Raw genomic sequence first — 16,005 nt, 5'->3', positions numbered from 1 at the left:
GATGTGCGCCAGTCCGCGTAGCGGCTGGTGTTCATCAGGCGGTGTCAGCCGCCGGGCCGATGATACGCAAGGAGCGCAGCGGATTGCGTATCATCGGTTTCGGGCTTTGCGTTCGGGCGGGTTTCGGAGCACAAAACCGTCAACCAGCACTGAACTTGAATAGAAGCACAAAGCTACAAGTTTGCACGTCACCCCGCCTGACGCAAAACCCGTGTTATAGGCAGCCGTTTTTGTCATTCGTTAATTTATCATTTTAACTTGTCTTGCTAATTCCTCGTTGTCCGTCACCGTTAAATTGTCAAGCATTCCATAAACTTCTTTGTCACCTTGGTCTAAAAAACCAGCCGCACTAATAAATATGGTTTGGTCGTTTGAAAATGTAATTTTAATGTCTTGAGGATAAACAAAATTTTCTGTCTTGCCAGTCTTTTCTTCTGTTGTCGTAACTGTTTCCCAGGTAATGCGTATGTCAGTAATTGTTGTCCCAATAAACTTTTTCCAAAGGCCGTTACTTGAAACGTCCCATTTTATGCTTCCAGAAAAGTCAGATTGCTCGTTTATCTTAACACCAATTCCATATTGAAAAAATTTACTGTCCCAATAAATCTCTACTAATTTGTCATTGTCCGTATGGAAGAAAATTGAGAAGTCAACTGAGTCTAGATTTGCGAATTGTGTTGGGTAATATGGTTTGGGATTTGTCGGCTCATAAGCGATTTCTGAATACTCAACTTTCAAAATGGTCAAACCGATTAATTGTCGGCTGAATTTCTCAAAGTCCAAATGCTCTTGTGTCAATGTCATTGTCGTCGTGTCTTACGGTTGCCTATAACGTTTTCGGGCTTGGCGAAGGTGGCGATTTTCACCACAAATGCTGATGCGGAGAACCAAACTTTGATTAACTACAAATGTGTCTGCGGAGCACTGAACCGCCACTTTTGCCAAACCCGTGTTACAAGCTGGCCTTCTGTCCTCCGTCATTGTCAAGCCTTGTCTAGTATGGGTTTTCGCTGTTTCTGTCCAACTGTTTTTGTGTCGGTTGTGGGTGGCGAAAAAATAAAACACCGAAGGGAGGGAAGAAAAAAATGAATTTCTTTTTGGGCTGGAGAAAAGCACACTCTTTTGCAAGCTTTGGTCTGTGCTTGGTCTTGCGCGGCTTGCAAATGTGTGTGCTTTTGTGTGTAGGCTTCTCATGCTAATAATTTCTCTAATTTCATTTTCCACTTTTCCCAGTCTTTCATTTCTTTTGTCTGTAAGTCTATAAATTTCTGTGTATGGTCGTGATGTATTAAATGGCAAAGTTCGTGTATGATTACATATTCAATACATCCTTTTGGTGCTTTAATCAATTCAGGATTTAAGATGATTTTTCCTTTCGGAGTGCAGCTACCCCAACGTGTCGGCATGTCCCGTAAAACAATAGAACTCGGTTCAACTTTATGCTTTTTGAATTTGTCGATGAGTGGTGTTGCGATTGTATGAAACTTTGCCCTTGCATGTTGCAAGTACCAGTCATGCAACAAATCTTTAGCTCTTGATTTTTCGCTTGCAGTAACTACAATGAATTTCCCTTTTAGTTTTACTGATTCTTCTTTATCAATTTGAATTTGTAAACGGTATTGTCTGCCCAGATATAAATGCGTTTCTCCGCTGATGTATTTTCGGCTTGGTGTCTTTGGCTGAAAGGAAAGGAAGAAGCTTTGCTGTTTTATTATCCAAGGTGCTTTTTTTCTGATTTTTTCTTTTACTTTTTCAATAGTTGTATCAGCCGGTGCTTTTACCAACACCCCCATTTCAGGTGTCACAGTAATGCCAAGCGATTTCCTGTCTGAATATTCCAAACGAAAATCAATTGTTCTGCTGCCGAATTGTATTGCCTCTGTCATTACTTGTAACGGATTTTAGCTACTTCAATACAATCATCTGCAATCTTGTCCATTTCTTTGAATGACAAGTCCACATTGTATTTGTCTCTCACTTCATCAATCAGATAGTCGCCAATTTCAATGAGTAATTTGCCTGTAATATTGGTTTTGTATTGCCAGTCAATGATGGGTTTACCATTATCTAAAACAGATTCTTTTATCAAATCGTCAATTTGTAAAGCTGTTTGGGTTGAAACCTCTTTACGTACAACATTGTCCTGAATCTTTTCTGATAATGCTTCCACTGTCAAGCCATAAAATGCTTTGGCTACATCTTTGTCTCTTAATTGTTCCGGTATGTCATTGTCTGTATGTGCCAATACATTGTTCATAATATCCTGAACTCTGCTCAGGTATTGTGCTTCGCTGATTCTCTTGGCTTCATAATCAGCAATGGTTTCTTTAAGCATTTGTGAAAATTTCTTATAGAAAGCCGGATCTTCATCCATTTTCTCGGTGATGTGCTTGGCTGTTCTGCTGGCAATCTTGTCTGCTTTTGCTGCTTTACCCGTTGTGTTTTCTACTTCCTGCTGAAATTTATCCTTGTCGAATATGTTTACCAGTTCTGTGATAGTTTCAATTTTCTCTGTGGTAATGTGTGTGTCAATCAGTTTTTGAATTTGACCCTCATATTGTTTGTAGTCAATTTCATCGCTGTATCTTTCCACTACTGCCAAACGCAGTTTCAAGAACATGGTCAAATCTTCTTTGTAGCGGTTAATGGTTTTTTCTTCAACGTCTTTGTGAAATTGAATAGAAGACAAAGCAAGCTTTAAACTCTTGGCAAAGGCAGCCAATTTATCGTAAAATAAAACTCGTATTGCTTCATCTTTTAATAATTGCTGATATGCTTCTGCATCACGTTTATTGGCAATAGTTTTGAAAATATCCCACAAGTCAGAATGTTTTTGTGGCAGCTTTTTGATTTCATCTGAAATATTGGTGAGTGTTCCAGCTAAATCTTCATCATCAAAATCTTCAAAAGATGAATACAATTGTAAGGCATCATCCAGATTTTCAATTACGCCATAATAGTCAATGATATAACCAAATTCTTTATCGGGATAAATACGATTTACCCTTGCAATGGCTTGTAGTAGTTTGTGTCCTTGTAAATTCCTTGTAAGATATAAAACGGTGTTTTTTGGCTCGTCAAACCCCGTGAGTAGCTTATCTACTACAATAATGATTTCCGGGTCTTTCTGATTTTTGAAGCGACTTATGATATTTTTCTCATAGCTTTTTGAATTGCCATGTTCGTCCATCATGCGTTTCCAGAATTGATTTTCTTTTTGGGTTGACTTTTCATAAGCACTTTCTTCGCCTTCCCGTTCGTCAATGGATGATATCAACACTTCACTGCTTATAATACCAATTTCATCCAAATACTCTTTGTACTTAATTGCATTCACCTTTTTATCACAAACCAATTGCCCTTTAAATGGCGTTCTGCCTTGCCAGTTGTCACGGAAATGATAGCTAATGTCCCATGCAATCATTCGCATTTTTTGCTCTGCTGAATTTAAGTGGTCTGTTCGGGCAAACTTTTTCTTGATGTCTGCTTTTTGGTATTCGGTCAATGGTTCTGAGACCATTCCAAAAAAAGTATCAATCGGACTGGCATTTACATCTTGCAAAGCCAATCTGCCTTCATATAGCAATGGAACTACCGCTTTGTCCTGAACAGCTTGGTCAACCGTGTAGGCATCTATCAAACCGCCAAATTTTTCAGCGGTGCTTTTGTCCTTTTTGAAAAGCGGTGTTCCGGTCATGGCAATGAAACATGCATTGGGCAATGTCTTTTGCATGTCGATATTGAAAGTGCCGTGTTGTGTTCGGTGACCTTCATCCACTAACACAAAAATATCATGGCTTTCTAAGGGCTTGCTAATTTTCTTTACGGCAGCCACAAACTTGTTAATGATAGTGGTTACCACCGCATCGCTTTTGCTTTCCAGTAATTCCACCAAACGTTGCCCAGTAGTGGCGTTTTCTACAAACTTGCCACACTTTCTGAACGTGCTCGTAATTTGGTTATCTAAATCGGTTCTGTCTGTTACCAATACAATTTTCGGATTGCGAATGCTTGGCTCCATAGCAATTGCTTGTGCCAGCATTACCATGGTTAATGATTTCCCGCTCCCTTGTGTATGCCAGATTACACCACCTCTACGTTTGCCATTTTCAACGTTCTTAATCCGCTGCATGGATTTTTTGATGGCAAAAAACTGCTGATAACGGGCTATTTTCTTTTCACCATTGTCGAACAACACGAAATTGAAAATTATGTCCATCAATCGTTCAGGTCGACATAAGCCAAACAAGTATTCATCCTGAATGGTTGGAAGAATTTCCTCTTGTTCTAAAGCATCAAAATATTGACGAACATACTTGAAGCGGTCGGTAAACAATTGTTCTTTTGTTGTGGTAGAAAGCGGATTGTTTTTCAGTTCATATAACTTGGCTTTATAGTTCTGTTCTTCTTCATCGCTGCTGAATTTTTCCTGCCACTTTGCCCAAAACTTTTCAGGTGTAGAATTGGTGGCATACAAAGCTTGTGTGCAGCTTAAGGAAAGTAGCAATTGAGAATACACATATAGATTTCTGATTCCATCTTCCTGTTGACTTCTTATTTGCTGACTGATTGCCTGTTTCAACGGTTCTTTCATGTCAGGTCTTTTACACTCAATAATGCAAAGCGGAACACCATTCACGAACAACACCAAATCGGGGCGGTAATGCTCTTTGCTGGTGCTTCGCATTACGCTGTATTCTTCTGTTACGTGAAATACATTGTTGTTGATGTTTTTCCAGTCAACGTATTGAAGTGTAAAACTCTTTTTGTCGCCATCTACACTTTGCTCCAATGCCTGCCCCAAGGTGAGCAGGTTGTATGCTTTTTCACTGGCTGCAATGTAGCCTTCGTTCATGGGAAGGTTCTTTAAAGCCAAAATCCCCCGCTCAATATTCTCATCTGTAAAAATGCTGGTTTTGGTAGCACTTACCCTGATGCTGTTGATTTCCTTCAACTGTTTCCGCAATACGTCTTCCAGCAATACATTGGTAGTTTTGCCACCTCTTTGCCTATCGGCTTCTGCCGGACTTAAATAGGTATAACCCAAATTCACCAGCATTTGCAATGCCGGAATCTGGCTGATATGGTCTTCTTTAAAACTGGGTGTTTCCATTACTTTTCAAATTTCTTTTGTGTCATGTATAGAAAAGTGCGGTTTTCTATACATGTTGGTTTTGATATGTAAAGATTTCCGGCATTTTCTTTACATGTTTTTATCTCACATTTGCTATGCTTCATTTATACTTACTTTGAATGATTTTTTGAATTGCTCAAATACATTGTTCGGGTCAATATTGCTCAATCCCATTTCTTTAAAAATGGCTTTGTCGGGTAAATTGCGAGCCGTCAATTCAGCAAACTGATTAACGTGAGATTGAATGGTTTTAGGCAAAGCAAATTCTGATTCAGGCGTGAGCATCACTGTTAAACGAAACACGTCTGCTTTGTGCTTTCTCAACTGCTTTGCATCTTCTTTACTTCCGTTTTCAATTCTTTCCTTGATTTCCAAAAATGCCTTTGCTTTCAAACATATCAATGCTTCAATATTGGCATGATGCAATCCATCTTCTACCTGACTGTGTTCAATCATGTAATTGTAATAGTCATCATTCAATAATATGGCTGACAAACTGGAAAGGTCATCATCAACTGGAATAGGAGTAAGATGTGCCTCACCTTCTAAAACAATCACATCTGGAGTTCTTGAAAACAGTTCTATCTGATGCGGAAATTCTGTATTCTCCGGTTTTATAAAACGGTAGTACTCTCTTTCGTCATTACTCTTTTCCCTTTGCTGATACTTGCCGTCATTAATAAATTGCCAAAACTGTTTTACAAATTCTGAACTAAGTGCTTCCACCACCAAAATAATGTCTATATCCTTGGTTGCTCTGGGAACAAAGCCCGCTTCATCAATTATAATATCACAAGCAGTCCCCCCAATAATCACGTAATTACCGGGATACTGCTCAAAGTATTTTTTAAATATGTCTAATCCTCTTACCATATAAATTTCTCTAAAATTTGTTCTAAAGCCATTTCAATTCGTTCATCTCTGCTGTCCTTTACACTCAGGTATAAAGAAAGCGGATCTACAACTGCCCTGTCATTTGGTAATTCGTCAACCAAAGTCAATGGGTTATATTTCCATACCTCTAAAGCATATCTGCCTTCATAATTATTCGGGTTCACCAATGCATTGCTTTTTTGCAAACCATAAAAAACGGTTTTTTCAATGGCGAAATATTCTTGTCTGCTCGGATTCAGGTCGGTGTATTCGGGCAAAGCAGATGCATTACAACGCAATAGAAAAAGGTCTTTGGGTTTTTCATCTACATATACCGTTTTGATGACAGGATTCACTAAAAGGTTTTGTTGATAGGCTATGTTCCACAACTCATGTCTGTCATTTCTAAAATGGATGAATTTTTCCTTTTCACCCTCTACTTCCACCAATTCATGATATTTTAAATTATCAATAGCATTTGTAATGGCCATTGGCGTATAACCTAATTTCTGAGCAATTTCTTTAAAGGGATATTCTTCCAGTTTCCATTGCTGGTTTCTATGGATGATGTGGTAAATCAGTAAAAATTGTGCAGACGGAAGTAGCGTCTCTTTTTTTTGTTTCGTCTTTGGATGAACAAAGCTTTCCTGCAAGTCAAGCAGTAAATCGGGCATGTAAAGCTGTTTTCCCGGCACTATAAAGTTGATGCCTTTTTCAATTAACCGTTTGCGGTTGTAGGCTTGTACGTTTTCTAACACAATCACCACTTTTTGGTTGAGCAGGTTTTTTATCTGCTGCACCTGTTTTTTGGTTTGCTGAATGCTTAGTTCATTATCGTTTTTCAGCTCAGCCAAAATGATTTCCGTGTTGAATATGTCTGTTCGGTACAGCCTGAATGTTTCGTGGATATACATAGGAAGCCTGTCCAAATGGCTTTTGGCTATTTGGGTTACAGTTGGTTGTATGCCCAGCGTTTCCTCAATATATGTTAGCGTTTTCCTCATTTTATTTTCCATAATAAACCTGATTATGCTTGATAAAGCAATATGCTTTATTGTGCAAATATAGGTTTATTATTCTGATTTTCATATCTCAATCACTTTATTCGTTTCAAAAAGCCGATGTTCGTTTCGTTGCACATAGCCCAACTGGTTGGTTATGAGTTTGGTATTGCCAATGCTAAAATCAGGTGTATTGGTATGGTGATGCCCATACGCCCAACAGGCAATTTCGGACGCTTCAATCAGGTCATGCAGTTCAACTGCAAAAGCCTCATTCAGCACATCACCCTTGTATTGCTCAGGATAGTTGAGAAAAGTGGGGCAATGATGGGTGAAAACGGCTGTTTGTCCATTCTGATTTGTGTTTAGTTCATTTTGAATAAACGCCAAGCTCTCTGTATGAAACTGGTTGTATTGTTCTGCCGAAAAGCGAAAGCCTTTGTGTTTGATTAAATGAAAATCATTCAGGCTGCGTTCAATCTGCCATTGGTAGCCGGGACTAATGCGGCTCCAAAGGGTAGAGAAAACCAATTTTACATGTTCATGCACCACCGAAGTATTGTTGACCAAAAACACATTGCTTCTAATGGCCTCATGTAGCACACCACTTTTTTCTGCAATATCAAAATGGTAATACTCATGATTACCAGGTAGCCAATAGGTGGTTTTAAAGTTATCTGCTAAAAAGTTGAAAAAATCCTGGTGCTTATCCATTACGGCAAAAGGCACAATGTCTCCTGACAATACCAATACATCTCCCACAGGCTGTAAAGGATGCTGTTTTAGAAATTCCTTGTTAGCAGGAAATTCTAAATGAAGGTCGGATGCGTATTGGAGTTTGAGTTGCATGTTCTATTTTATTCGTGCTATTTTTAATGCTGATTCTACTGTTCCGTTGTGGCTATTATCCTTCCGCCAGTCTTTATTGGTAAGTCGCTTTTCCAAAACCACTTCGTCTTTCTTGTTTTTATATAATTGATACTCCTTACCATTTTCGTGACTTACTAAAAGTCTATCAGGTTCATGCACATAATCAGGGCATGAACGCAAAAGGCTATGAACTTCTTTCAGAAAAAGAGAAGGATTTTTATATCGCTTTTCATAATGAAAGTTCAACGCCTTATTTAATACACGCTTAAATGCAGGGTCTAAATAGTAAGGCAAAGTGTTTGTGTCAACCAACTGACCTTTTGTAATTTTTTTACCTATCAATTCGTCAAACTTCCGGTATTTATCTGTCGTATTTCTGATTCCGTCCAACTGTTTTTGCTCTCTTGTTGTCAGCCAATCCATTGGAGAGTTGATAGGAAAGTAACCACCCAATAATTGGAACATAATAACCCCAACTTGGTAAATGTCGGATTGAAAATAGTATTCATTTGCCAAGATAGCTTCCGGTGGAAGATACAAGTAGGTGGATTTTGATGCAGTTACACATCCATCCGCTTTGTGGATTTTCTTAACAGCCCCAAGGTCAGCAATAATTGGTAAATTTTTCTCAAGATCTAAGAGAATGTTGCCCGGTTTTAAATCACGATGAACCAATTTGTGCTTTGAGTGCAGTTCTGTTAAGCCAAGTAAAACACCTGCAATAATTTCAAGTGCTTCCTTGCTTGAAAGTCTTCTGCTATCAATAATTCCTTGTAAATCGCCACCAGAAATTCGGGGTGTTAAAAAGTAAGCATAGTTAGGTGGCAGAAATCGCAGGTCATGGATTTTTAGAATATTATCATGTTCAATATCTCTAAGAATAATTGCTTCCTCTGCTGCATCATAGTTGGGGTGCGACCAGTAGAACTTCAACACCACATCATCATTCATTTTTATTCGCTTACCGAAATACACATCACCATTACAACCTCTACGGATATATTCATAGACGTTGATGTCAGGCGTAGTTCTTACGAAATCCTGAATAGCTTTTACTGAATCTTCATCGTTTAGTTCTACTGTTACCATTTATTGACTGATTAAATAGTAGGCTACATCATAAGCATCGTCTTGATACTTATTCTTTGCACTTCCTGTTTTTGCATTCTTTTTAAAATAGGCGAGTGTGGTTTGTTTCCATACCTGTTCCAAATCAACTTTGTCGTAAAGCTGAATTATGCCTTCTAGTTTAAAAGAAATAGGCGAAGGGGCACGGTCTCCTTTTCCGTTTGCATTTCTTGCAACTATCCCAATTCTGGCAGCACCGATTGAATCAAATGCTGCATTGATTTGGTCACGAAACTGCCTTACCTGATTGGGTTTGGTTGGGTCGTCTATACCAAATTTGGCTGACTCATTTGTTTGCGTAATGTTTCCGGCTGCATCTTTTTCAAGCACAACCATAATTGCTTCAGTGGACTTGATTTGTATTCCTATGGTTTTCATATTATTCGTTATTTATTTTCAACCTCACCTTACCCGTCAACAACACCTGCATCAACCCCTTCTTCTGCTCCCTCAACTTCTCCGCTTTGGCTTTGAGCAGGCTAATTTCTTTATCTGCCGCTTGAAGAACTTTTACAATGGCAGCTTGCTCTTCTATCGTTGGAATAAAAAACTTCATTGAGCAAAGGCCATCAAATGATAAACTATCTCTAACGCTTCCCTGCACAAACATTGGAATATGACCATAGAACCACTGTGTTTTTAGATGAAAGTATAGGAAGTCAGCCAGTAGATGTTTTTCGTCTGTTGAAAACACAACATACATTGGACTCAAAATCCCTTCATCAAAATTTCTCAGTAAATCAAGTGAGCCAACATTAACCCTTGAAGGGTTATATGCAAATTGCCCTTTCCTCACAATTTTATAATTTGATGCATCTTCACTCGCAACCGACCTGTCAAACTGATCAGACTGGTTTATAAATCCTCTGGAATTGGTAACAGAGAGAACTCTGGTAACCTTCAAGCCCTTATTTCTTTCAGAAACTTCTTTTATAAACTGTCCTACAACTTTTATTTTTACTTCCCCACTAAACCCCTTCAACCGTTTCTTCCCCGTAAGCAATTGCTGCATGAGCCATTTTTTGCGGAGTTCTTTTTGGGCTATGAGTTTTTCGGTGGTGTGGATGGCGGAATCTGCCGTGCTCAGCACTTGGGCTATGGCTTTTTGCTCGGGAAGTGGGGGGAGTAGAAACTTTATTGACTCTAAATCTCTACCATAAATTGCTGCAACACTTGTTGTTCCAGTTGCTATCCCTCTTAACTGTCTTAATCCATAATAAGAATTAAAAGCCCTGTTCATAAACCACGTTGACTCCACAAAGGAACTGTCAAATTTCATTCGCATTAGGTTCGAGTTATAAACCGCAAATGGTAGTTCGTTATTCCAAATCGCAACCTTGCCAACTAACTCTAGTGTATTTCTTGTATTGAACAACAAGTCTCCTTTAACCAATACATCTTCTTGATTGTAAGTTTCATTTTCCGGCAAGTATTGAATCTTATCAATTTTAATAGTAGCCCTATCAAGATTCCCCATTTTTATAACAGGTACTCCATTATTTGCTTCAGCATTTTCATAGTTTCCGCCCAATCGACCTTCTATCAAAATGTCTTTAAGCTTTTTGATTTGCCATCCTTTTGGAATATCAAGTATTCCAAATTTTTCAAGACTATTTTTTTCTCCCATCATTTCACCAATTGAGTTAAGTATTGGTCAATCTCTTTTTGCACTTTCACTAATTCACCTTCCAGTTGCTCAATCTCCTTCTGCACGGCTGCAATGTCCACTTCGGCTTCTTCTTCAAAAGTGTCCACATAGCGGGGTATATTCAGGTTATAGTCGTTTTCCTGTATTTCTTCGGGAGTGGCTACATAGCTGTATTTATCTTCCACCACACCGGGTTGCAGTTTGCCGGCAGTAAAATCACGATAGGTTGTTACAATGTGTTCAATATCGCTTTCACGCAGCTTGTTTTGGTTTTTGGCACTTTCGTAATGCTTGCTGGCATCAATAAACAAAACATTGTTGCTGCTCTTCTGCTTGTTAAACACCAAGATGGCAGCCGGTATGCCTGTGCCAAAAAAAAGGTTGGCAGGTAAGCCAATTACTGCTTCCAGCAAATTTTCTTCAATGGTTTTCTGCCTTATTTTTCCTTCGCTGCTGCCACGGAACAATACACCGTGTGGCACCACCACACCAGCCTTGCCATGTTCGTTCAGTGTTTCAATCATGTGGCTGATAAATGCCCAGTCGCCTTTGCTTTTGGGTGGTACGCCTCTCCAAAAACGGTTGTATTTATCGGTTTCAGGGTCGTAGCTGATGGTGGTTTTGTCTCCTTCTTTGTCTTCAACCTTTCCCCATTTGTCTAATGAGAATGGCGGGTTTGCCACTACGGTATCAAACTTCATCAGCGTATCGCCTTCTTTCAATTTCGGGTTGCGTATGGTATCGCCCCAGCGGATGGTGGCATTGTCGAAGCCATGCAAAAACATATTCATCACTGCCAATGCCCAGGTACTACCGTTGGCTTCTTGTCCGTAAAGTGAAAAATTATCAGAACCTACTTCTTCACCAGCTTTAATTAAAAGAGAAGCAGAACCACAAGTTGGGTCACATATACGTGAACCGGGTTTGCTTTTGGTGAGTTTAGCAATAAGGGTAGATACCTCTTTTGGTGTAAAAAATTCACCTGCTTTTTTTCCGGCATCACTGGCGAAGTTTTCAATCAGGAACATGTAAGCCCCACCAATAATGTCATTGCCATCCAAATGCGAAGGTCGTAAATCCAGTTTGTCGGATTTGAAGTCAATAAGCAAGGTTTTCAATCGGGTGTTTTTATCCTTGGGCTCACCCAACTTACTGCTGTTAAAGTCTATATTTTGGAATATCCCTGCACCGTCTTCGCTGTATAGTTTTTCACGGTTAGCTTCCTCCAAATCAGTCAAAGCAATATTGATGAGTTCACCAATATTGGCTTCATTACGGTGATCGTATAGAAATTTAAAGTGGCTATGCTCCGGCACAATAAAGCGTTCGTGTTGCATGGCACGTTTGGCACGTTCCACATCACCGTTGTATTTGGCTAAGTAGCCTTCCATTTTATCGTCATGCACATCGCTGAGATATTTTAGGAACAGCATGGTAAGTACATAGTCTTTGTAAACGCTTGGGTCAATGCTGCCTCTAAAGGTGTCGCAAGCTTTCCAAACTGCATCGTTGATGTCTTTCTGAGTTATTTTAGCCATGATATTTATTTTATTGCGTTGATTATTTGTTGTTGAATTTGTTTTTCACGAAGCATTTCAATTTTCAGCTTCAACGATTTTTCCCGGTTACGGAGTTGGGTGATTTGCAGAATCGCCAATTGGGTTTCAATGCTTGGTATCGTTATTTCCAGATTTTCTAAAACCTGTTTCGAAATGGAAGGAATAGAAGTGCCAATGGCTTGACCTTTTAAAAGGGTTTGTGTGGAGTGGTTATTTAGAAACCATGCCAGAAACTTTGGCAACACTTTATTACTAGTTGGTCTGATTACAAAAAATGAAGTGGAAGCAACAGAAGGTTCGTTGTTGTTTTCAAAAACGGCTGCAAAGTTTTTGGTTCCCTTGGCTGCAAAAAGCACATCACCATCTTTCAGCAGATGTTTTTCAGAAATACCTTCAGCTGGCAAGTCAGGGTGTAGAACTGAATGCAACTGTCCGTATTCGTCAAAATGCTTGGACTGTAGATACACCAATTCGCCAATGCCAGCAGGCTTAGCGAAGAGTCCGGTTTGGATGTTTGTGATATCTTTTATTAGCGTTTTCAAATTTATTCCTTTGTAATGACGCTACAAAAATAGTTAAAATTTTCTAATATCCAGGCTTTTTAAGAAAATAATTTTAAGTATATGTTCTACAAAGTTAGATTATGTTGTTTGAACTGTCTTTGGTGCGTGGGGAAAAAGTGGCTCTTTTGGCTTTGCAGAAGGGTCGGCTTGTGGGTTGGGCAAAGCCAAATGTGCCACTTGTGCGGCGGCAGAAATTCATTTTTTGTGCGGGTGGGGTGTTTTATTTTTCTTAGGTCGGATTGTGTGTCGCCAAGTTGGTCTGCTGGTCTGTGTCGAAATACAGCGAAATTGTCTGCCGTATTAAGGTCGTCTGAAAAGTCAGGTCAAGATGTCAAAGGTCGATGGTTTAGTTGTTATGTTGATGGTTGTAGTGTCGTCTTTTAGGCTTGCTTGTAACGTTTGACGGCTTTGCGAAGGAGCGGATTAGAAAGACTAAACTTTCAATTTTGAACTAACTTAAGCAAAACCATTTTTTCTATTTGCTAATTTACATTTTAAAAGCAAATAAAAAATGGTTTTGCGGATTAAATGCACAAACCTTGAATTAACCACTTAACCCGCTCTTTTGCAAAACCGATGTTGGCGGTAGTTTTTTTATCTTATTTTGTGTAGGATTTCTTTCAGTTTGGGTTCAATATTTAGTTCATCAAATAGTTTTTCCGATAAATTTAATGAGTTCTCAAAAGCCAAAACGATGTTTTTGGGATTTAAATCTGATGTTACTTTTTTATACTCTGAATACCAAATCGTGTCAATGTCCTTTTCGAGACTTTTAGTCGGACTTTCCCAATGTTGCGTTTTGCTTGTTCTTGCTCTTATAAGCCAAAGCAAGTATTTCTGCACATTTGATAAACTGTGATGAGCGTGAGCAAATTCTTCTCGTTTAATCAAGTTGCTTGTTGTCAGTACAACATTCAGTAATGATTGGCTTAACCACAAAATATTTTCATTTGTTATTCTTTCGGGCGATTTCGTTTTGATTTGATTAAGCGTTTTCGTTAAAAGTCCATCTTTGTCGGTTAGGTTCATTTGGTCAAAATCGCTAAATTCAACAATTCCGTCCCAAGATTTGATAATTTCAATTTCCTCCGTTTTTAAAAAATGGAATTCTCCTCTGACCATATTCTCGAAAATAGCAACTTCACTTCCATATTCGTTTGTAAAATATAAAGCCAAAGGATGAATTTGATTTACCCATTTTTCTGTCGAGAAATTTTCTTTATTTTTCAAGAAGATGTAAAATTCGATGTCAGAATATTTGTCTCCTTCGTTTTTGGTAAATGAACCATACATAAAAACGGCGGAAACATTTTCGTCTTGTTGAGCTATATATTTTGTTTTGTCAATCATTTGTAACTGTGTCATTTTTCTAATTTTTAAATGTTGATAATAGAAATTTTCACTACTTTTTGAAAGCAATGAAAAAGTTTTACGTTGTTTATTTTGGACAGTTACTTATAGCTTCATCGGATTATACTTTTTTATGTTCAACATTCTGTTTGGTAAAATTACCGCCAACGGAAAAAGCATTGGCGATGACGGAAATTAGAAGTACTGCCGTTGAGCCTTTGTACAAAAGATGAAAAATAGTACTTCCGTTGAGCAAATAACTTTCAGCCCGTTATTGCCAATGAAATGTTGGGCGAAGTTTTTTAATTATGAAACATCAAAAAATAATTGAGTGGCGATTTTTATTAACGCCAATAGCGACAACAAAATGGATAGTAAAAAATGTTGAGCGCAAAAGGATTTATTTATTTGGCTTTAAAGTGGCAGATTTTGCTTTGTAAAATTTCGCCCAACGGGTCGGGGCTTTGCGAGGGAGCGGATTTTATGCACAAACGCTCAATCGAAGAACCGAACTACAAATTTAGCAAAAAGTTTCATACGAAGCACTTAACCCGCTCTCTTGCAAAACCCTTGTTACCTGCTGGCTGGCTTTTTGAAATGTATATATGTTTAGGTTGCTATTTTATCAACTTCTTCCCTTAAATAATTCAAATTGGTTTCATATTCTTCCAAATTAAGTTTATCAAATTGTAGTTGTTCAATGAATTCAAAAATATCTTGAAGTTTTCTGCTTATCTGATAATAGCGTAATGTATTGTCGTTTATTTGATAATTGGGATTGAGTTCATAATATTTCTTCATAAACGAATTGAAATAAGGTTGTTCGTAAATACTGAATATATCTGCCTCGGGTGGTGCAAACTTTATTCCTTCCCAATCCAAAAGATACAATTGCTGTTTGTCAGTGATTATATTCCAATGATGAATGTCTGTATGACATAAACAATTATTCAAACTTTGTCCTTTTAAAAATTCGGACAAGTTATTCCATTCATTCACTTGATTTTTAATAGTTAAAATATTGGGTTTTAAAACCTCCTGGATATCAGCTTTTAAATCATCAAATTTTCTTTCCGTCCAATCCAATAATTTAGAGATGAACGAAAGCTCAAATGTTTCAGAAATCTGTTCAACATCAAAAGGAAAATTTTTTAAATTATGTAGTTGGCTAACAATTTCGGCTAATTGTATGACTTGTTCTTCTGTCAAATTCTGTTCCCCAACTGTTTCTCCATCAATGTAATCAAACAAAATGTAGAGATAATTTTCATCTTCGCACTTTAAATTTCCGAATTGAGTTTTAACTAATCGAATTATTTTTCCGTTAAGTGACGTTTGATTCTCAATCCAATTCACTATTGGAAGATAAATATCTATGTGTTCAGTTAAATAAGATGTGGATTTTCTGCTTTTATCGTAAACTTTTAAAAAGTAAAACTTTCCGTTTTCGCTCTCAACTTTATAAGCTAAAGAAGCCCAACCACCTCGCTGTTTAGAAACATAGTTCGTATTAATAAGATATTTTTCTTGTAAAATTTTTATCAATAGTTCATTCATCTCTTAAACGGATTTTTGTTTTCAGCTTGCAGGTAACACGCAAATATGCGAAATAAATATAAATTTCACAAATAAATAATTCATTTTGAATCAGTGATTTAGATATTTCATATATTTGGATATTTAAAATACGAAGCTTTATGGATACTCAAAATGCGAATATGGAATTCAAGCCCGAAAAATATCAGATTTCGTTGGGAACTCATCACGATAAAAAAGTAATATGGCTGCGATTTGATTACGATATACAGCTTATCCAGCATTTGCGGCAGCATACCAAAGCCCGTTGGTCGGCCTCGCAAAAAGCCTGGTATGTGGTGGA

General features: G+C 38.0%; 14 protein-coding genes and 1 pseudogene. 2 read left to right on the top strand and 13 right to left on the bottom strand.

Annotated features, from left to right (window positions below; translation table 11 throughout):
• Nucleotides 1–240 precede the first annotated feature (240 nt).
• The 12 genes from BLW20_RS12960 to lnu(H) all read right to left on the bottom strand — a co-directional run bounded on the left by BLW20_RS12960 (nt 241) and on the right by lnu(H) (nt 14,141).
• Entirely contained in the window at nt 241–804 is a 564-nt protein-coding gene (locus BLW20_RS12960) for a hypothetical protein (RefSeq protein ID WP_091102012.1), read from the bottom strand.
• Between the two features lie 386 nt (nt 805–1,190).
• Nucleotides 1,191–1,886, bottom strand: a complete 696-nt coding sequence (locus tag BLW20_RS12955) for a M48 family metallopeptidase (RefSeq protein ID WP_091102010.1) — start codon at nt 1,884–1,886, stop codon at nt 1,191–1,193.
• Nucleotides 1,886–5,113: a type I restriction endonuclease subunit R gene (locus BLW20_RS12950; RefSeq protein WP_091102006.1), complete on the bottom strand. Its 3,228-nt coding sequence runs from the start codon at nt 5,111–5,113 to the stop codon at nt 1,886–1,888. Before BLW20_RS12950 ends, BLW20_RS12955 begins: the two co-directional genes overlap by 1 nt.
• Nucleotides 5,114–5,227: 114 nt before the next feature.
• Nucleotides 5,228–6,007, bottom strand: a complete 780-nt coding sequence (locus BLW20_RS12945; protein ID WP_091102003.1) for a hypothetical protein — start codon at nt 6,005–6,007, stop codon at nt 5,228–5,230.
• Complete coding sequence (locus BLW20_RS12940) at nt 6,001–7,011, bottom strand: MarR family transcriptional regulator (protein ID WP_091102015.1); 1,011 nt, start codon at nt 7,009–7,011, stop codon at nt 6,001–6,003. Before BLW20_RS12940 ends, BLW20_RS12945 begins: the two co-directional genes overlap by 7 nt.
• Before the next feature lie 81 nt (nt 7,012–7,092).
• A complete protein-coding gene (locus BLW20_RS12935; protein WP_091101999.1) occupies nt 7,093–7,857 on the bottom strand; it encodes a metallophosphoesterase in 765 nt (254 codons plus the stop codon).
• A gap of 3 nt (nt 7,858–7,860) precedes the next feature.
• On the bottom strand, nt 7,861–8,967 hold the full coding sequence (locus BLW20_RS12930) for a serine/threonine protein kinase (protein WP_091101995.1): 1,107 nt from the start codon (nt 8,965–8,967) through the stop codon (nt 7,861–7,863).
• A complete protein-coding gene (locus BLW20_RS12925) occupies nt 8,968–9,384 on the bottom strand; it encodes a DUF3010 family protein (protein ID WP_091101991.1) in 417 nt (138 codons plus the stop codon).
• Nucleotide 9,385: 1 nt separating this feature from the next.
• The gene (locus tag BLW20_RS12920; RefSeq protein ID WP_091101987.1) at nt 9,386–10,636 is read right to left on the bottom strand and encodes a restriction endonuclease subunit S; all 1,251 of its coding nucleotides are present in this window, start codon (nt 10,634–10,636) and stop codon (nt 9,386–9,388) included.
• Nucleotides 10,633–12,192, bottom strand: coding sequence for a type I restriction-modification system subunit M (locus BLW20_RS12915; RefSeq protein ID WP_218143523.1), 1,560 nt, complete (start codon nt 12,190–12,192; stop codon nt 10,633–10,635). The genes BLW20_RS12920 and BLW20_RS12915 overlap by 4 nt, the downstream gene beginning before the upstream one ends.
• A 5-nt stretch (nt 12,193–12,197) precedes the next feature.
• A complete protein-coding gene (locus BLW20_RS12910; protein WP_177165096.1) occupies nt 12,198–12,755 on the bottom strand; it encodes a restriction endonuclease subunit S in 558 nt (185 codons plus the stop codon).
• 615 nt (nt 12,756–13,370) lie between these two features.
• Nucleotides 13,371–14,141, bottom strand: coding sequence for a lincosamide nucleotidyltransferase Lnu(H) (gene lnu(H), locus BLW20_RS12905; protein ID WP_064964663.1), 771 nt, complete (start codon nt 14,139–14,141; stop codon nt 13,371–13,373).
• Nucleotides 14,142–14,194: 53 nt separating this feature from the next.
• On the opposite strand from lnu(H), the gene BLW20_RS14725 reads away from it, so the two are divergent.
• Nucleotides 14,195–14,359 carry a hypothetical protein gene (locus tag BLW20_RS14725; RefSeq protein WP_177165095.1) on the top strand — a complete coding sequence of 55 codons (165 nt, stop codon included), beginning with the start codon at nt 14,195–14,197 and terminating at the stop codon, nt 14,357–14,359.
• Nucleotides 14,360–14,735: 376 nt separating this feature from the next.
• On the opposite strand, the gene BLW20_RS12900 is transcribed toward BLW20_RS14725, so the two are convergent.
• Nucleotides 14,736–15,683 (bottom strand): aminoglycoside phosphotransferase family protein, encoded by a 948-nt coding sequence (locus BLW20_RS12900; RefSeq protein WP_091101976.1) that lies wholly within the window; start codon nt 15,681–15,683, stop codon nt 14,736–14,738.
• 140 nt (nt 15,684–15,823) lie between these two features.
• On the opposite strand from BLW20_RS12900, the pseudogene BLW20_RS12895 reads away from it, so the two are divergent.
• Nucleotides 15,824–16,005, top strand: a pseudogene (locus BLW20_RS12895) (hypothetical protein); the annotation flags it as partial.

It is taken from the genome of Paenimyroides marinum (assembly GCF_900108395.1).
Lineage (GTDB): Bacteria > Bacteroidota > Bacteroidia > Flavobacteriales > Flavobacteriaceae > Flavobacterium > Flavobacterium marinum.
This window is presented reverse-complemented; position numbering and strand designations above follow the sequence as displayed.